Genomic DNA, 16,260 nt, shown 5'->3' on the forward strand with positions numbered 1-16,260 from the left:
TTATGCGGTGAATAAGCTTCCACAATTTATTGGGGTCAGCTTAGCGTTAAGGCATCCCCACTCACCCGCTCCCTTGAGGACTTTCTGTGGCTCCCCCTCCGTCGTTAGAGGCCAATGTATCTGCCCGGCCGGACGCAATTACCCAGCCCCTCGCCGTCGTCAACGAGCGGCTGCCCTGGCGCCACACTTTCATCTCGCTGAAAGTCCGCAATTTCCGCATCTTCGCGATCGGCCACTTCATTGCAGTCACCGCCCTGTGGATGCAGCGGATTGCCCAGGACTGGCTGGTACTCCAGCTCTCCGGTTCCGTCACCGCCGTCGGGATCACGGTGGCCCTGCAGTTCCTGCCCTCGCTGGTCCTGGGCCCATGGGCCGGCATGATGGCGGACCGCTTCGCGAAGCGGAAAATCCTCATGCTGTGCCAATCGGTGGCAGCCGTGCTGGCGGCCATCCTCGCGGCGCTGGCGCTGAGCCAGCGGATCGAAGTCTGGCACGTCTACGGCATCGCCCTCGCCCTTGGCCTGGTCACCGTGCTGGACCAGCCCGCCCGTCAGGTCTTCGTCAACGAACTCGTTGGCCCGGCCTACCTCCGGAACGCCATCAGCGTGAATTCCACGACGTTCCAGCTCGGCGGCCTGATCGGGCCGGCGCTCGCCGGGCTGCTGCTGACCGCGGTGGGGGCCGGCTGGGCGTTCGCCGCGAATGCCGTCGCCTGCTGCTGCACCGTCGCGATGCTGCTCACGCTGCGGAAGGACCAGCTGCACCTCAGCGCGCCCGTGCCCAAGCGCAAGGGCATGCTCAAGGAGGGGCTGGACTATGCGCTGAGCAAACCCACCATCTACTGGCCGTGGCTGATGGCCGGCTTCATCGCCGTGTTCGCGATGAGCCTGCCGGTACTGCTGGCCGCCTTCGCGGACCACGTGTACGACGCCGGCGCCGGCGGCTACGGCCTGCTGAACGCGCTGGTGGCACTCGGGGCGCTGGCCGGTGCGGTCACGTCCGCCCGCCGGCGGGAACTGAGGCTGCGCTCGGTGATGCTGGGGGCGGGAATGTACGGGCTGATGCTCTGCCTCGCCTCGCTGGCGCCCTCCATGGTGTGGTTCGGGGTGGCGATGGTGCTGGCCGGGTTTTGGTGCCTGATGTTCCTGACCGCGGCCAACCAGCTGGTCCAGATCAGTTCCAACCTGGCCATCCGCGGCCGCGTGATGAGCCTCTACATCATGGTGCTGATCGGCGGCCAGGCAATTGGCGGGCCGATGCTCGGCTGGCTGGCCGAGCACGTGGATCCGCATACGGCCATCCTGGTTTCCGGCGGGGTGCCGGCGCTGGCGGCGGCCGCGGTCGCCGTCGTGCTGGCGCGCCGCGGCCAGCTGATGCTCAGGGTGGACCTGAAGGACCGGCGGCGGCTGGTCAAGATCGTCTGTCAGGCAGCCGCCGTGCCCTAGTTTTCCGCACCGATGTCGGACAGCCGCTGCGTGGAACCACGCAGCGGCTGTCTTATTCCTAAGTGGCAGAGCGTTTTTGCCGCGGGAAACCGGGGACCGGCGCTAGTGCGCCAGGGGCAGGTGCGGGTACTCTGCCTCCCGTTGCTGGAACCGCAACACCTCCGGGTTGAGGACGGCGCCGTCTCGGATTTCGATCGCGCGGCGGATGGTCTCGTTCCCGGCCCAGGCGTCGGGGCCGGCCATCACTGTTTCCAGGAACGGCAGCAGCGCCTCGCTGATTTCCCAAGTGGCTGAATTCCGCAAGTAGGACGGGCTGTGGTCCACGGCGTAGTAGTCGATATGGTTCCCGACTTGGAACATCGGCTCGGCGAAGGTGGTGGATTTCGCCCAGCTGAAGCCCATGCCCTCGTCGCAGGACACGTCCACGATCAGGCTGCCGGGCCGGAACGCGGCCAGGTCCTCAGTGCGCAGGTACGTCAGCGGCGCGTTCGGGTCCTGCAGGGTGCAGTTGACCACGATGTCGCTCCCGGCGAGGAACGGTGCGAGCGGCACGCGGCCACGCTCGGTGATGACCTCGCTGAGGAACGGTGCCTTGTCGTCATGGTCGAACTGCGCGATCCGCACCGAATGGATGGGGGAGCCCACTGCGGCAACCCCGCGGCTGGTCAGCACCTGGACGTCATGGATTCCATGCGCGTTGAGCGCCGTGACCGCTCCGCGGGCGGTGGCCCCGAAACCGATGACGACGGCGCTCAGCCGGCGGCCGTAATCCCCGGTGGATCCGGTCAGGGCCAGGGCGTGCAGCACGGAGCAGTAGCCGGCCAGCTCGTTGTTCTTGTGGAAGACGTGGAGGCCGAAACCGCCGTCGCTGGCCCAGTGGTTCATCGCCTCGAAGGCGATCAGGGTGAGCTTCTTGTCGATCGCCAGCTGGGTGATCGCCCGGTCCTGGACGCAGTGCGGCCAGCCCCAGAGGACCTGCCCGTCCCGGAGTTCGGCCAGGTCTTCGGGCTGCGGCTTGGGCAGGAGGACGACGTCGGCCTCGGCCAGCAGCTGCGCACGGGGGACGATGCGCCCCGCCAGCGGGGCGAGATCGGCGTCCGAGACGCCGAAACGCTCGCCGTAGCCCTCCTCCAGGATCAGCTGCTGCCGGAGTTCCGGGGCGATGCGGTCCAGGTGGAGGGGATGGATCGGGAGGCGCCGCTCGTCGGGTTTCCGCGTGCTGGCAAGGACTCCGAGGGTGAGTTGGCTCAAGGTGCCGCTCACTTCTTTTTGGGGCTCGCCGGCTTGGCGCTGGTGGCTTTGTCCAGGGAGCTGGGCGGCGCTGCAGCGGTCCGTTTGTCGGCCCGCTTTTCCTTAATGGATTTGCCGGATTTCTTGGATGCTGCTTGACGGGGGGATTTGTCAGCCATGATCGCTCCTGTAGCGGAACCGAAGAGGTTCCTGACTTCGAACGATACAGGCAGCGACCTAACAGCCCCGGGAGGTCCGCCGGGCGGGGTTCCGGCCCTGACCGGGCGGGGAACTGGAGCGGCTGACGGGAATCGAACCCGCGTATCAAGCTTGGGAAGCTAGCGCTCTACCATTGAGCTACAGCCGCAATGGGACCGTCCAAAATGCTGGACGTGGTCCCGGGGAACATCGAGATTTACCTTACCCCAGCCGCACGTGTTCTCAGAACACGTCGCTCCGGCGCACATGGCGGGCCAGGCACCTCCCCGGGGGAGGTTCCAGGGCGGAGTCACTAGGCGGTACGCACGGCGGGGGTCCCATAACTCTTCGATAAAGGCCCGCCGCTGCCGCACCGCGGGGCAGGCCTTGCTGTCTATCCTGAAAGGGTTAGCTGCAGTTCCGGGGAAGCGGGCTACGTCCATCAGCCGTCCGCCCAGCAAGGATTTCCGTGGCAATCGCAGAGTACGACGTCGTCATCAAACGTGACGCCATGAGCGTCTATGACTTCCTGCTCGATGCCAGCAACCTGCCGCGCTGGCGTGCCGGCGTCCACAGCATTGAACTGGAATCCGGCGCGGCCGGGTCCAAGGGTGCCGTCTACCGGCAGATGATCGCGGAACCCGGCGGACGGACCGTGTGCGGAGATTTCGAGATCACCGAGGCGCGGCCCGGTGCCGAGATCCAGTACAGGGTCCTTGCCGGGACGGAGCGGACACGCGGAGGCTACTACCTGAGCACGGAAGGCGGGGGCACCCGCGTCCGCTTTGCCCTGGAATGCGAGCCGCGGGGGATCCTGGCCCGGCTGAAGTGCCCCTTCCGCCGGCGGATGAAGGCTGAAGTCTGCCAGCTCGAACAGCTCAAATCGGTCCTTGAGGAGCAGGCCGGGCTGTAACACTGGCCGCGCGGACGGCCGATCCCGGCGAGTACTGTAATTTTGAGACTGTGCTGATCTCTGACCGTGACATTCGTGCCGAAATTGACTCCCAACGGATTGTTCTGGAGCCGTTCGACCCTGCCATGGTGCAGCCCTCCTCCGTTGACGTCCGGATTGACCGGTTTTTCCGGCTCTTCGACAACCACAAGTACGCCCACATCGACCCGGCAGAGGAACAGCCCGAGCTGACCCGCCTGGTGGAGGTTGAGAGCGGCGAACCGTTCATCCTGCACCCCGGGGAGTTCGTCCTGGGCTCCACCTATGAGACCGTGACGCTCCCCGACGATGTTGCCGCCCGGCTCGAGGGCAAGTCCTCGCTGGGCCGGCTGGGCCTGCTGACCCACTCGACTGCGGGATTCATCGACCCCGGATTCTCCGGCCACGTGACCCTGGAGCTGTCCAATATGGCGACGCTGCCGATCAAGCTGTGGCCGGGCATGAAGATCGGCCAGCTGTGCTTCTTCCGGCTCACCTCGGCCGCCGAGCATCCCTACGGCTCCGGCGAGTACGGCAACCGGTACCAAGGCCAGCGCGGCCCGACGGCGAGCCGCAGCCACCTGAACTTCCACCGCACCGACATCTGACCGGGCGCGACGTCAGATCCCGTCCGCGGTCCGGACGCTCCGCTGTTTCGCGGGGCGGCGCAGCATCGCCACCACCGGCTCCACGAACCGGGCGGCGAGCGGGCCTGTCACGGCCATGATCAGCACGTAGGCGGTGGCCAGGGCCGCAAGCTCCTGGGGCACGACGCCCGAGGCGACCGCAAGGCCGGCAATGACGATCGAGAACTCTCCGCGGGCGATCAGCGCGGCGCCGGCGCGGAAACGCCCCGGCCGGCCGATCCCGGCTCGCTTCGCCGCCCAGATCCCGGTGAGCATTTTGGTGGCCGCCGTGACGACCGCCAGCAGAAGGGCCCAGCCGAGCACCGGCGGGATGGTGGCGGGGTCGGTATTGAGGCCGAAGACCACAAAGAAGATGGCTGCGAAGAGATCCCGCAACGGCTCGAGGATCCTGGTGGCGCTGTGCGCGGTGGCGCCGGAAATGGCGATTCCGAGCATAAAGGCGCCCACCGCAGCGGACACCTGCATGGCTGCAGCCAGCCCGGCCACCAGCAGCGCGGCGCCGAGCAGGTTGAGCAGGAACACCTCGGAGTTCTCACTGTGCACGGCCTTGGACACGTGGTGCCCGTGCCGGAGGGCCACGAGCAGGACGACGGTGACGACGGCGAGTGAGATCCCGACAGTCTGCAGCCCCACGACGAAGCTCACGCCGGCCAGGGTCGCCGTGAGGATCGGCAGGTAGACCGCCATCGCGAGATCCTCGAACACGAGGATCGAGAGCACCACCGGAGTTTCGCGGTTGCCAATCCGGCCCAGGTCCGTGATCACCTTGGCAGCGATTCCCGACGACGAAATGTAGGTGACGCCGCCCATTACCATTGCCCCGACGATCCCCCAGCCCAGCAGGACCGCGAGAAGGGCGCCCGGCAGGAAGTTCAGGACCAGGTCCAGGACGCCGGCCTGCCAGGAGCGGCGCAGGCCCGTGACCAGCTCCGCCGCCGTATATTCCAATCCGAGCATAAGCAGGAGAAGGATCACTCCGATCTCGCTTGAGAGATGGGTAAATTCGTGCATGCCCTCGAGTTTCACCAGCCCGCCGGCGCCGAAAAACAGTCCACCGATGAGGTACAGCGGGATCGGCGACATGCCGACCCGCCCCGCCAGCCGCGCCAGCAAGCCGAGGCAAAAGACGACGGCGCCGAGCTCAATCAGGGTCAGTGCGAGCGGATCCATGCCGTCAGCCGTTGCGCAGGATGCCGGCCGCCGTGTCGAGGCCTTCTTGCGTCCCCACGGCAACGAGGAGATCGCCCGGGTGCAGGACGACGTCGGGCCCGGGGGAGGGGAGCACCTCGCCTTCCCGCATGATGGCGACGATCGAGACGCCGCTCCGGGTCCGGATGGAGGCCTTGCCCATCGGCTGGTTCTGGAACGGGGAATCGGCGGAGATCGAGAACTGCCGGGTGACGATCCCCGGAACCTCACGGTGGGCCTCGGAAAGCTGCATGGCCAGCCGCTGTCCGCCCAGCAGGTTCCCCAGCGCGGCGGCCTCGTCGGCGGTCAGCGGGATGGACGCCTGGCAGGTGTCCGGATCGTCCCACGTGGAGACGATCAGTTCGGTTTGGCCCTCGCGGTATTCCACGACGCCGATCCGGCGCCCCGAGGCGGTCATGAAGTCCTTGCGCCGGCCCAGTCCCGGGAGGTCTGTTTCATCCACGTTCATTCCTCCAGCCTAGTGCGCCGCAGGACATTTCGGGCCGCTTCAGGCGGCGGGGACAACCGCGATTTCGGCCTGGTCCGGTGCCTTGACCGGGAGCAGCAGCAGCAGCCCGGCAAGGAGCACCACCAGAATGCCGAGGATGCCCCAGCGCTGCGCCCCGCCGGGCTCCACCAGCGGGGCGGCGACCGCGATGCAGAGCGTAAACAGTGCCGGGGCGAGGAAGCTGACTGCCCGGCCGGTGGTGGCGTAGAGGCCAAACAGCTCGCCGGACTCGCCCTGCGGGGCAAGCCGGGCCAGGAAGGCCCGGGAGGAGGACTGCGCCGGCCCCACGAAGAGGCACAGGAACAAGCCAAAGATCCAGAACGTGGTGGTGCCGGCCCATTCCATGCCGAAGAGGGAATAGCTCCCGCTGCCAAGGGCCACGATCACGGAGCCGGCCAGCAGCAACCCGAGCAGCGAACCCATGATGACCGCCTTCGGCCCGACCCGGTCGTCGAGGAAGCCGCCCGCGATGGCGCCCACCGCGGCCACGACGTTCCCGAAGATCGCGAAGAAGATGACGTCCTTGAGTTCAAAGCCGAAGGTGCCCGCGGCGATGATGCCGCCGAAGGTGAACACCGCGGCCAGGCCGTCCCTGAAGACGGCGCTGGCGAGCAGGAAGTAGATGGTGTGCGGGCTGGTCCGGTAAATCGCCTTGATCCGCCGCACCAGCAGCCCGTAGGAAGCCAGGAATCCCAGGCCGGCGCCCTGCCTGGTCTTGGGAAGCTCCGGCACGGCGAACAGCACGGGGAGCGCGAAGATAACGAGCCACAACGCCGAGAACACGGCGACAAGGCGGATATTCAGGCCATCCTCGGTCGAGGCGCCGAACCACTCGAAGCTGGGCTGGACGAAGAGCTGGAGCACCAGCAGCAGCGCGACAATGCCGCCGAGGTACCCCATGCCCCAGCCGAAGCCGCTGACCTTGCCGATGTTCTGCGGAGTGGAGATCTGGGCAAGCATGGCGTTGTAGTTCACGCCCGCAAACTCGAAGAACACATTGCCCAGCGCGATCAGCGTCACGCCCAGGAGCAGGAACTCCGGACGCGGGAAGACGAAGAAGCAGAGTGCGGTCAGCAGCGCGACGGCGGCAGTGTTGACCCCCAGCCAGAGCTTCCGGCGCCCGCCGGTATCGGAGCGCTGCCCGGTGACAGGTGCCAGCAGCGCGATGGCCGCGCCGCCGATAGCCAGGGCGCCGCCCAGGACAGCAGAGGCCTGGTCCTCGCCGCCAAAGGCGTTGGACGTCAGGTACACGGTGAACACGAACGTGGTCATGACCGCGTTAAAGGCGGCCGAACCCCAGTCCCAGGCTGCCCAGGCGAGGATGCGGCCCTTGTGGGTGGCGTGGCTTCCGGATTCCAGTTCCGAGGGACGCATGGCCTCTGGGGCAGCAGCGGAGTTCATAGCTCGAATATTATCCGCAGCAGGCGCGGGGCCCGACGCACCCTGCGAAAAGCATTTGTCCACGCTTGGTAAACTGTCCGGACTGAACCTAACGAATGCCCGCCTGCTCCAACTTTTGACAATCGAATTCCTGACGTTGCGGAGATACCAGTGATCACAGTCCTTGCCGTGCACTTCGCGGTGGCCGCTGTGGCGCCATTTCTCTTCCGGAAGTTCGGCCGGAATTCGTTTTACGCCCTCGCAGCGGTGCCCGCGGCCTCGTTCATCTGGCTGATCCTGCAGCATGGCGCCGTGTATGCCGGCGCCCCCGGCACCAGCGGCCGTCCCGAGTCCGGGGCCGCCGAAGTCCTGCCCTGGATCCCAGGGCTGAAGCTTGAGCTCGCCTTCCGGATGGACGCCCTGGCCTGGGTCATGTCCCTGCTCGTCCTGGGGGTGGGTGCGCTGGTCCTGATCTACTGCGCCCGGTACTTCAAGGACAAGGACGACTACCTCGGCGGATTCGGCGCCCAGCTGCTGGCCTTCGCCGGGGCCATGTTCGGCCTGGTCACCGCCGATGACCTGCTGCTGATGTTCATCTTCTGGGAACTGACCACGGTCCTGTCCTACCTGCTGATCGGCTACGCCCGGACCCGGCTGTCAGCGCGGCGCTCCGCCCTGCAGGCCCTCATGGTGACCACCGCCGGCGGCCTGGCAATGCTGGTGGGCCTGATCATCCTGGGCTCCAGCGCCGGGACCTACCGGATCTCGACCATCCTGGAGCTGGCACCCACCCTCGTCACCGGGCCCGCCGCCGGAGCCGTGGCCGCCGCCGTCGTCCTCATCCTGATAGGTGCGATCACCAAATCCGCCCTCGTCCCCTTCCACTTCTGGCTCCCCGGCGCCATGGCGGCCCCCACTCCGGTGAGCGCCTACCTGCACGCCGCGGCCATGGTCAAGGCCGGCATTTACCTCGTGGCACGGCTGGCGCCCGGATTCGCCGAAACCCCGTACTGGCTCCCGCTGGTCCTCGGCCTTGGCCTGGCCACCATGCTGGTCGGCGGCTACCGGGCGCTGCGGCAAACCGATATCAAGCTCATCCTGGCGTACGGCACGGTCAGCCAGCTGGGTTTCCTGACCATGGTCGTGGGGCTCGGCGAACCCGACGCTGCCCTTGCCGGCCTCGCGCTGCTCCTGGCGCACGGTCTCTTCAAAGCCACCCTCTTCCTGGTGGTGGGCATCATTGACCACCAGGCCGGAACCCGCGACATCCGCAAGCTCTCCGGCGTCTACCGTTCCTCCCGCGCCCTCGCGGTCGTGGCCGCGGTCGGAGCCGCCTCGATGGCCGGCATCCCGCCGCTGGCCGGCTTCGTCGCGAAGGAATCGGTGTTCGAAGCGTTCATCCACTACAGCACCGCCGCTGGCATCTGGGGCATGGTGATCCTGGCCGGCCTGGTCCTGGGATCCATCCTGACCTTCGCCTACAGCGCGCGGTTCATGTGGGGCGCCTTTGCCGTCAAGCCCGGCGTGGAGGCCACCCCCTTCAAACCGATCAAGCCGGCCTTCCTGGCGGCCCCCGCCATCCTGGGCCTGCTGACCATCGTCTACGGACTGTGGCCGGCGCCGGTGGACGGCTGGATCCAGCCGTACGCGGCGCTGTTCGTGCCCGCCGGCGAGGACGCGGCGGCCGCCGCCGGCCACCTGGCGCTCTGGCACGGCCTGACTCCGGCCCTGGGGCTGACCGCCATCACCTTCGTCCTCGGTGGGTTCATGTTCTACGGCCGCACCGCCGTCGCCCGGCTCCAGGGCCTGGTCCCGGCCTGGATCGACGGCGACCGCACTTATCAGTTGGCCATCGGCGCGCTCGACGACGCCGCCGTCTGGATCACCGGCCGGACCCAGCGAGGTTCGCTGTTCTTCTACCTCTCCGTCATCCTGACCGTGGCGTTCGCCCTGCCGCTTACCGCGCTGGTGCTGGCGGACAAGCCGCTCCCCGGAAACCTCTTCTTCATCGATCCCAACTCCCCGCTGCAGATCGTGGTGGGAGCCGGGATCGTGATCGGCGCACTGGCCGCCGTGCGGGCCAACAAACGCTTCCTGGCCGTCCTCATGGTCTCCGTCACCGGCTACGGCGTCGCCCTGATGTTCGCCCTGCAGGGAGCGCCGGACCTCGCGCTGACCCAGATGCTGGTGGAAACCATCATCCTGGTGGCCTTCGTCCTCGCCATGCGCAGCCTCCCCGCGGAACTCCGCGACCGCACCGGCGGAAGGTACCGGGTGATCCGCGTGATCATCGGCGCCGCCTTCGGCATCACCATGGTCTACGTCGCCATCTACGCCCTGGGCGCCCGGGTGGCGGCGCCCATCTCGCTCGAGTTCCCGAAACTGGCCTACGAGGGCGGCGGGGGACTGAATATCGTCAACGTCACCCTGGTGGATATCCGCGCCTGGGACACCTTCGGGGAAATTTCGGTGCTGGCGCTCGCAGCCACCGGGGTCGCGAGCCTCATCTTCGTCCGGGGCCGGGGGGACCGGCTCCGGACTTCCGCCATGGTGGAGGAAGGCTCAGTCGGGCGCCGGCAGCCAAACCGCAGCGCCGGCCGGGGCAACACCCGCGACGACGCCGCGCTGGCCATGAGCCGCCGCTTCGCCGCCTCCAGCCGCGATGCCTGGCTGGTGGCAGGCCGGACCATGGCACCGGAACGCCGTTCGATCATCTTTGAGGTCGTCACGCGGCTCATCTTCCACTCCATGATCGTCTTCTCGATCTACCTCCTGCTGGCCGGCCACAACCTCCCCGGCGGAGGCTTCGCCGGCGGCCTCACCGCAGGCCTGGCCCTCACCATCCGCTACCTTGCCGGCGGCCGTTTCGAGCTGGGCGAAGCCACACCGGTCAGTGCCGGCGCGCTGCTGGGCATTGGCCTTGCCACCGCGGCGGCCTCCGGCGTGGCCCCCCTGCTGCTGGGCGGCCAGGTGTTCCAGACCGCCATTCTCCAGTTCTGGCTACCGGTCTTTGGCGACGTCAAGTTTGTCACCTCCACCATCTTCGACATCGGCGTCTATGTCGTCGTCGTCGGCCTTGTGCTGGACGTGCTGCGCAGCCTGGGGTCCGAGATCGACGAGCACTTCGAGGAACACCCCGCAGAACCGTCGGACGAGCAGGAAGCCGGCGGAATCGCGGCCGAAACCACAGCCAAGGGGAAAGCATGAGCGTCAACCTGACCCTGCTGACGGTCATGGGCGCACTGTACGCCTGCGGCATCTACCTGATCCTGGAACGCAGCCTCACCCGGGTCCTGCTGGGCCTGATGCTGCTCGCCAACGCCACCAACCTGCTGATCTTGACCACGGGCGGCTATGCCGGCCTGGCACCGTTGTTCGATAAGGACACCGACCCCGGTCAGTACAACGATCCGCTGCCGCAGGCACTGATCCTCACCTCGATCGTCATCTCCTTCGCTGTCACCGCTTTTATGCTCGGCATCATCTACCGCACCTGGGTGCTGGCCCGGCAGGACGAGATCCAGGACGACGCCGAGGACCGCCGCGTCGCCAAGACCCCGAGCTTCGACGCCGAGGACGACTCCGTGGTTCCGGTGGAAACCTCTGAATTCCCGTTGACCATGCTCGGCACGGACGGCCAGTCGGTCTCCGATGTTCCCGCCGGGGCCGAAGCCACCGTCACGGTCGCCGACCGCACGCTCGACGCCGAGGCCGCCGCCTCGGAGGAACAACCCGGATCCCGGAACATCACGATACCCAGCAAGGAAGGAGGCGGACAGTGAACATTGCCAGTTTCGCCCCGCTCGCCGTCATCCTTCCCCTGCTCGGTGCCGCCCTGACCTTCCTGCTCATCCGGAATTCCCGGGCCCAGCGGACCGTCAGCATCGTGCTCCTGTCCATGACCCTGCTGCTCGAGTGCCTGCTGCTCGCCTCCGTGTGGGAGGGCGGCACCGCTGCGGTCAATATCGGCGGCTGGCTCCCGCCCTGGGGCATCGTCCTGGTGGTGGACCAGTTTTCCTCGCTCATGCTCGTGGTGTCATCCTTGGTGAGCCTCGCCGTGCTGATCTATGCCACCGGGCAGGGCATGGCCGACGGCGACCAGGACGCGCCGGTTTCGATCTTCCACCCCACGTACCTGATCCTGGTGGCCGGCGTGTCCAACGCGTTCCTTTCCGGGGACCTGTTCAACCTCTATGTGGGGTTCGAAATCCTGCTGACCGCCAGCTACGTGCTGATGACCCTCGGCGGGACGGGGCCGCGGATCCGGGCCGGGGTGACCTACCTTGTGGTCTCGGTCGTCTCCTCAGTGCTCTTCCTGATCGCGATCGCCATGATCTACGGGGCCACGGGAACCATCAACATGGCCGATCTCGCCGTCAAGCTCGCGGACCTGGACCAGGGCACGCAGAACCTGCTGCACGTGATGCTGCTCGTGGCCTTCGGGATCAAGGCTGCCGTGTTCCCGCTGTCCTTCTGGCTGCCTGACTCCTACCCGACGGCACCTGCCCCGGTCACGGCAGTGTTCGCGGGCCTGCTGACCAAGGTCGGCGTCTACGCCATGGTCCGGACCGAAACGCTGCTGTTCCCGGGGGACACCTTCAACGCCCCGCTGATGGTCGCCGCCTTGCTGACCATGCTGGTGGGGATCCTCGGCGCCCTGGCCCAAAGCGATATCAAACGACTCCTGTCCTTCACTCTGGTCAGCCACATCGGCTACATGGTGTTCGGCCTGGCGATGTCCTCGGTGGCCGGGCTGGGCGCCGCCGTCTTCTACGTCGCCCACCACATCACGATCCAGACGAGCCTGTTCCTGGTCACCGGTCTGATTGAACGCCGCGGCGGCAGTTCCTCGGTGGACCGTGTCGCCGGCCTGGCCAAGCTGTCCCCGCTGCTGGCGGTGCTGTTCTTCGTCCCGGCCATGAACCTCGCCGGCATCCCGCCGCTCTCCGGCTTCCTGGGCAAAGTGGGCCTGCTGCAGGCCGGCATCCAGCTGGGAACCCCGCTGGCCTACGCGCTGGTGATCGGCGGTGTACTGACGAGCCTGCTCACCCTGCTGGCCATGGCACGGGTGTGGAACCGCGCATTCTGGCGCAAGCCCGAGGACGCGGAACACCCCGACCCGGTGCTGCTGGCGCACCCCGCGGACTCGGCCACGGGTGACCGGGCCGGAAAGACCAACGTCACCCTTCTGCCGCGGACCATGGTGGGTTCCACGCTGGGCCTGGTCATTTTCGGTGTCGGGCTGACCGTGTTCGCCGGGCCGCTGTTCAAGGTGGCGGACCAGGCCGCCGTCGAAATGCTGGACCGGACCTCATACATTCACGCGGTCCTCGGCGAGGGCGTGCGGGTTCCCGCGATTTCCCAGCCGGAACCGGGCCCGGACCCCGCCGGCCTTCCGCCAACCAGCGGGCAGGAGCGCAAATGAACCGGAAACGGATCTCCCTGCGTCAGGAACTCCCGCTCCTGGTCTGGCTGGTGATTGTCTGGGGCGCCCTGTGGCAGAACTTCAGCCCGGGGAACCTGCTCTTCGGCGCACTGATCGCCGTCGTGGTGGCCCGGCTGTTCTACCTGCCGCCGGTGGAACTCGGCGGGCGCTTCAACCTGCTCCGGGCGGTCCAGTTCGCCCTGGGCTTCGTAGCCAAGGTGGTGGCCGCAAGCTTCCAGGTCCTGTACCTGGCCCTGGCCCGGGGCCCCAAGGTGGTCAGCGCCGTCGTCGCCGTCCCGCTGCGGAGCCATTCCGACCTGCTGGTCACGGCGACAGGGCACGTGACCGCGCTGATCCCGGGGTCGCTCGTGGTGGAGGTGGACCGGTCGACGTCCACGCTCTATATCCATGGCATTAACGTCCGCAACGCGGACGATGCCGCGCGGCTGCGCAAAGACGTCCGCGACACGGAAGCGGGACTGATCAGGATCATGGGTACCCAGGCCGAACTGTCCGCCCTCAACCAGGAGGTGGCATCATGATGCAGCTGGTCCTGACCGTGACCACGGTGGTGCTGTCCCTGGCTGCCGGCGGAGCGATCATCCGGATCGCGCGGGGCCCGTCGCTGCTGGACCGGGTGCTGGCCGCGGACGTGCTGCTGGCGATCGTGGGAGCGGCCCTGTGCATCGACATGGCCGTGAACCGGCACCTGAACAACCTCATGCTGCTGGTGGCGGTGTCCCTGATCGGGTTTGTCGGCTCCGTCACGGTGGCCCGCTTCGTAGCCGACCGGCGGGAGAAGAGCCGTGAATCCTGAAACCCTTACCGCCGACACCGTGATCGACGCCGTCTCGGCGGTCTTTATGGTGGTCGGCGCCCTGATGTCACTCGCGGCGGCGGTGGGACTGCTCCGCTTTCCGGACCTGATGACCCGGATGCACGCGGCCACCAAGCCCCAGGTGCTGGGGCTTTTCCTGCTGCTCTGCGCGCTGGGGCTCCAGATGCGCACCTGGTGGGTCTGGCCAGTGCTGGGCGTGGCGTGGATCTTCCAGTTGCTGACCGTGCCGGTGTCCGCGCACATGGTCGGCCGGGCCGGTTACCGCACCAAGCACCTCCACCCGGAACTGCTCAGCACGGACGAACTCGAGGCCGTCGTGCAGCAGGCGGCGGGCAAGCGCGGGTTTAGCGACGACGACCCCGACGCGGCCACCGACAGGCGGTAAGAGCTAAACGATGCGCCCTAAACCACGTCCTGGCTCTTGGCGAAACGCGTGACCGCGCGCTGCGTGCCGTGGTTGGCGAGGACCTGGATGATGGCGCTCACAGCTGCCGAAATCAGCGCGAAGGTTAGCGCTGAGCGCAGCGTGGTGGGCACATCCTCATCGTGGCCCTTGGGCGGCTTGTTGCCCGTGGATTTCTCCCACACGGTGTCAACGAGTTTGGTGCCGACGTAGCCGGCGAGCAGGCTGACGCCGGTGCCGAGCAGTTTGATGAAGATGTTCATTCTTCGGACTCCTAGGGGAGGAAACAGGGCTTCCCCTAGCCTAGCGCCCCTCGCCCGGCGCCCGGCGCTCCAGCCAGGGACCAACGCCCCTGTCCGGCGGCCCGGTCCGGACGTACCTTCGAGGATGGCACGACGCCAAACCCGCGCGCCCGGGCCCGCCCGGCAGCCGGCCACCGATTCGGCCGGCGGCCGGACCTGGCGCCGGCTCTATCTCTGGGCCGGGATCTCCTCGGTATTGTTCGTGGCGCTGCTGATGCTGGCACTGGTCCTGGACTTCGCCGCCCCGCCCCCGGTTCATGGCGGCACCGAGACGCTGGAGTTCATCGCGCGGAACAAAGGGAACTATGTTGCCGAACAGCTGCTCTGGATCATGCCGAACATCCTGCCGGTGCTGGTGTTCGTTGCACTCTTCGTGGCGCTCGCCCCGCTGGACAAGAGCCTGGCCCTGCTCGCCGCAGTGATCGGCGGCCTGTCGTGGGGTCTGATCCTTGCCGTCCCGGTCACCAGCAGGGGATCGGTGGGGCTCGTCTATCTCAGCGACCGTTACGCCGCCGCCGCCGACGACGCGGCCCGGCTCCGCTACTCGACCGCCGCCGAAGCCATCATCGCCGAAAACAACACCCCCGCCGTCGCCGGTGTCCTGTCCGCGGCCGGCATCCTGCTCATCTCCATCGTCATGCTGAACGGGGTGCTGCCGCGGGCCCTGGCCTGGCTGGGGATCGCCACGGGCGGGCTGGGCATCGTCGCGGAAGCCCTCCGGCACGCCGTCCCGGAGATCTACGGGGGCTACGGGGTGCTGATGTGGGTCTGGTTTGTCGCAGCGGGGATTGCGCTGATCCGGCTGGCCGGGCGGACACCCCGGCGCCCGAGCGAGGCGCCGGCACCGCGGGGTCGCGGCGGGACCGCAGCGCCGGGCGGCTGAGCTACCGCCCGGGGGTCACGGCGCGGCCCAGGATCTCCGACAGGGCTTCGACCACCAGCTCATGGTCGGCCTTCTGCGGCAGCCCGGACACCGTGACGGTGGCCACCATCCCGGTCCCGCGCACATAGATGGGGAAAGCCCCGCCGTGGGCGGCAAACTCCTTCTGGTCAAACCAGGCGTTGTCCTCGATCCTCCGCCCGGCGGCCCGGGACCGAAGACCCACCAGCAGGGACGGGACTTCGTAGCGGACGGCCGTGCGCTGCTTGGCCCTGATCCAGCGCTCATTGTCCGGTGTGGCGCCTTCCAGCGCCGCGTGGAAGAGCACCTGCTCGCCCTTGGTGATGTCGATGGCGATCGGGTGGGAGCGCTGCCTGCCGAGTTCAACCAGGAGCAGCCCCAGGTCCAGGGCGTCGTCCTTGCCGAAAGACTGGAACTGCAGCTCATCGATTTCGGCCAGGATGCGGCCGATGAGCGCGGCCAGCGATCCGTGCGGCTGCTCGTCGGCGGAGTCCGGATCGTAGCCGGAGGGCGGCACTGCTGAGTTGGTCACGTGTTCCAGCTTCCGTTGGTTGGCCGCCGGCGCGTGGGCGCGGCATCCGGTGTTCCCGTGCCTTGCCGACTCTACCAAGCAGGGGGTTCCGGGTCACCGGCGCGGCGCCGGCGCATTGTGACGGCTGACCCCGGAACCCAGCCGCCCGATGGGTGTAAACTTAGCCACGCCCACAAGGGCGATATTCAATACGACAGGGGAGCGCCGCCGTCGGGCATCACCGGAGGAATCCGGGGACACCACAGGTGGGCGCTGAGAGTGCGGACAGCCGCAGACCCTCGAACCTGATCCGGTTAGTACCGGCGCAAGGGAGTCGAGTTCTCAGAGTGCCC

The 16,260-nt window shown here is 67.5% G+C and carries 17 protein-coding genes, 1 tRNA gene and 1 riboswitch; of the genes, 10 read left to right on the top strand and 8 right to left on the bottom strand.

Features of this window, described 5'->3' with window-relative positions; translation table 11 throughout:
- The first annotated feature begins 86 nt into the window (after nucleotides 1-86).
- Nucleotides 87-1,445 (top strand): MFS transporter, encoded by a 1,359-nt coding sequence (locus AC1MFL_RS10445; protein ID WP_479809525.1) that lies wholly within the window; start codon nucleotides 87-89, stop codon nucleotides 1,443-1,445.
- Between the two features lie 102 nt (nucleotides 1,446-1,547).
- Here AC1MFL_RS10445 and AC1MFL_RS10450 read toward each other — a convergent pair whose 3' ends face one another.
- The 3 genes from AC1MFL_RS10450 to AC1MFL_RS10460 form a co-directional block, all read right to left on the bottom strand.
- Nucleotides 1,548-2,696 (bottom strand): N(5)-(carboxyethyl)ornithine synthase, encoded by a 1,149-nt coding sequence (locus AC1MFL_RS10450; protein WP_479809527.1) that lies wholly within the window; start codon nucleotides 2,694-2,696, stop codon nucleotides 1,548-1,550.
- Nucleotides 2,697-2,704: 8 nt separating this feature from the next.
- Nucleotides 2,705-2,854: a hypothetical protein gene (locus AC1MFL_RS10455; protein ID WP_226759890.1), complete on the bottom strand. Its 150-nt coding sequence runs from the start codon at nucleotides 2,852-2,854 to the stop codon at nucleotides 2,705-2,707.
- 114 nt (nucleotides 2,855-2,968) lie between these two features.
- Nucleotides 2,969-3,042, bottom strand: a tRNA-Gly gene (locus tag AC1MFL_RS10460).
- 300 nt (nucleotides 3,043-3,342) lie between these two features.
- Here AC1MFL_RS10460 and AC1MFL_RS10465 point away from each other — a divergent pair.
- Entirely contained in the window at nucleotides 3,343-3,786 is a 444-nt protein-coding gene (locus tag AC1MFL_RS10465) for an SRPBCC family protein (RefSeq protein ID WP_479809529.1), read from the top strand.
- Between the two features lie 50 nt (nucleotides 3,787-3,836).
- On the top strand, nucleotides 3,837-4,412 hold the full coding sequence (gene dcd, locus AC1MFL_RS10470; protein WP_479809531.1) for a dCTP deaminase: 576 nt from the start codon (nucleotides 3,837-3,839) through the stop codon (nucleotides 4,410-4,412).
- Nucleotides 4,413-4,424: 12 nt separating this feature from the next.
- Here the strand turns inward: dcd and AC1MFL_RS10475 are convergent, their stop codons facing one another.
- Genes AC1MFL_RS10475 through AC1MFL_RS10485 form a run of 3 tightly spaced genes read right to left on the bottom strand, consistent with a single transcriptional unit; the run spans nucleotide 4,425 to nucleotide 7,548 of the window.
- Complete coding sequence (locus tag AC1MFL_RS10475; protein WP_479809533.1) at nucleotides 4,425-5,621, bottom strand: cation:proton antiporter; 1,197 nt, start codon at nucleotides 5,619-5,621, stop codon at nucleotides 4,425-4,427.
- 4 nt (nucleotides 5,622-5,625) lie between these two features.
- Nucleotides 5,626-6,108: a cation:proton antiporter regulatory subunit gene (locus tag AC1MFL_RS10480; protein WP_301228153.1), complete on the bottom strand. Its 483-nt coding sequence runs from the start codon at nucleotides 6,106-6,108 to the stop codon at nucleotides 5,626-5,628.
- Between the two features lie 39 nt (nucleotides 6,109-6,147).
- Nucleotides 6,148-7,548 carry an MFS transporter gene (locus AC1MFL_RS10485; protein ID WP_479809535.1) on the bottom strand — a complete coding sequence of 467 codons (1,401 nt, stop codon included), beginning with the start codon at nucleotides 7,546-7,548 and terminating at the stop codon, nucleotides 6,148-6,150.
- A 150-nt stretch (nucleotides 7,549-7,698) separates the two neighbouring features.
- Between AC1MFL_RS10485 and AC1MFL_RS10490 the strand changes: the two genes are divergently transcribed.
- Genes AC1MFL_RS10490 through mnhG form a run of 6 tightly spaced genes read left to right on the top strand, consistent with a single transcriptional unit; the run spans nucleotide 7,699 to nucleotide 14,175 of the window.
- Nucleotides 7,699-10,734 carry a Na+/H+ antiporter subunit A gene (locus AC1MFL_RS10490; RefSeq protein WP_479809536.1) on the top strand — a complete coding sequence of 1,012 codons (3,036 nt, stop codon included), beginning with the start codon at nucleotides 7,699-7,701 and terminating at the stop codon, nucleotides 10,732-10,734.
- Nucleotides 10,731-11,309, top strand: a complete 579-nt coding sequence (locus AC1MFL_RS10495) for a Na(+)/H(+) antiporter subunit C (protein ID WP_479809537.1) — start codon at nucleotides 10,731-10,733, stop codon at nucleotides 11,307-11,309. Before AC1MFL_RS10490 ends, AC1MFL_RS10495 begins: the two co-directional genes overlap by 4 nt.
- Nucleotides 11,306-12,952, top strand: coding sequence for a Na+/H+ antiporter subunit D (locus AC1MFL_RS10500; RefSeq protein WP_479809538.1), 1,647 nt, complete (start codon nucleotides 11,306-11,308; stop codon nucleotides 12,950-12,952). The genes AC1MFL_RS10495 and AC1MFL_RS10500 overlap by 4 nt, the downstream gene beginning before the upstream one ends.
- Nucleotides 12,949-13,494 carry a Na+/H+ antiporter subunit E gene (locus AC1MFL_RS10505; protein WP_479809539.1) on the top strand — a complete coding sequence of 182 codons (546 nt, stop codon included), beginning with the start codon at nucleotides 12,949-12,951 and terminating at the stop codon, nucleotides 13,492-13,494. Before AC1MFL_RS10500 ends, AC1MFL_RS10505 begins: the two co-directional genes overlap by 4 nt.
- On the top strand, nucleotides 13,491-13,769 hold the full coding sequence (locus AC1MFL_RS10510; RefSeq protein ID WP_226759900.1) for an MrpF/PhaF family protein: 279 nt from the start codon (nucleotides 13,491-13,493) through the stop codon (nucleotides 13,767-13,769). The genes AC1MFL_RS10505 and AC1MFL_RS10510 overlap by 4 nt, the downstream gene beginning before the upstream one ends.
- On the top strand, nucleotides 13,759-14,175 hold the full coding sequence (gene mnhG / locus AC1MFL_RS10515) for a monovalent cation/H(+) antiporter subunit G (RefSeq protein ID WP_479809540.1): 417 nt from the start codon (nucleotides 13,759-13,761) through the stop codon (nucleotides 14,173-14,175). Before AC1MFL_RS10510 ends, mnhG begins: the two co-directional genes overlap by 11 nt.
- 17 nt (nucleotides 14,176-14,192) lie before the next feature.
- On the opposite strand, the gene AC1MFL_RS10520 is transcribed toward mnhG, so the two are convergent.
- On the bottom strand, nucleotides 14,193-14,456 hold the full coding sequence (locus AC1MFL_RS10520) for a DUF4235 domain-containing protein (protein WP_479809542.1): 264 nt from the start codon (nucleotides 14,454-14,456) through the stop codon (nucleotides 14,193-14,195).
- A gap of 124 nt (nucleotides 14,457-14,580) precedes the next feature.
- Here AC1MFL_RS10520 and AC1MFL_RS10525 point away from each other — a divergent pair, with 124 nt between their 5' ends.
- Nucleotides 14,581-15,378, top strand: a complete 798-nt coding sequence (locus AC1MFL_RS10525) for a DUF4386 family protein (RefSeq protein WP_479809544.1) — start codon at nucleotides 14,581-14,583, stop codon at nucleotides 15,376-15,378.
- A gap of 1 nt (nucleotide 15,379) precedes the next feature.
- Here AC1MFL_RS10525 and AC1MFL_RS10530 read toward each other — a convergent pair whose 3' ends face one another.
- A complete protein-coding gene (locus AC1MFL_RS10530) occupies nucleotides 15,380-15,928 on the bottom strand; it encodes a heme-degrading domain-containing protein (protein ID WP_479809546.1) in 549 nt (182 codons plus the stop codon).
- A 185-nt stretch (nucleotides 15,929-16,113) separates the two neighbouring features.
- A riboswitch (TPP riboswitch) is annotated at nucleotides 16,114-16,257 on the top strand.
- Nucleotides 16,258-16,260 lie beyond the last annotated feature (3 nt).

Source organism: Arthrobacter sp. BG3 (assembly GCF_056680185.1).

What these genes read in the sequence shown, in the direction of transcription:
- AC1MFL_RS10525 (WP_479809544.1), top strand. Translation starts at nt 14,581, where the DNA reads ATGGCACGACGCCAAACCCGCGCGCCCGGGCCCGCCCGGCAGCCGGCC.
- AC1MFL_RS10455 (WP_226759890.1), bottom strand. Translation starts at nt 2,854, where the DNA reads ATGGCTGACAAATCCCCCCGTCAAGCAGCATCCAAGAAATCCGGCAAA.
- AC1MFL_RS10510 (WP_226759900.1), top strand. Translation starts at nt 13,491, where the DNA reads ATGATGCAGCTGGTCCTGACCGTGACCACGGTGGTGCTGTCCCTGGCT.
- AC1MFL_RS10505 (WP_479809539.1), top strand. Translation starts at nt 12,949, where the DNA reads ATGAACCGGAAACGGATCTCCCTGCGTCAGGAACTCCCGCTCCTGGTC.
- AC1MFL_RS10480 (WP_301228153.1), bottom strand. Translation starts at nt 6,108, where the DNA reads ATGAACGTGGATGAAACAGACCTCCCGGGACTGGGCCGGCGCAAGGAC.
- AC1MFL_RS10520 (WP_479809542.1), bottom strand. Translation starts at nt 14,456, where the DNA reads ATGAACATCTTCATCAAACTGCTCGGCACCGGCGTCAGCCTGCTCGCC.
- AC1MFL_RS10495 (WP_479809537.1), top strand. Translation starts at nt 10,731, where the DNA reads ATGAGCGTCAACCTGACCCTGCTGACGGTCATGGGCGCACTGTACGCC.
- AC1MFL_RS10485 (WP_479809535.1), bottom strand. Translation starts at nt 7,548, where the DNA reads ATGAACTCCGCTGCTGCCCCAGAGGCCATGCGTCCCTCGGAACTGGAA.
- AC1MFL_RS10475 (WP_479809533.1), bottom strand. Translation starts at nt 5,621, where the DNA reads ATGGATCCGCTCGCACTGACCCTGATTGAGCTCGGCGCCGTCGTCTTT.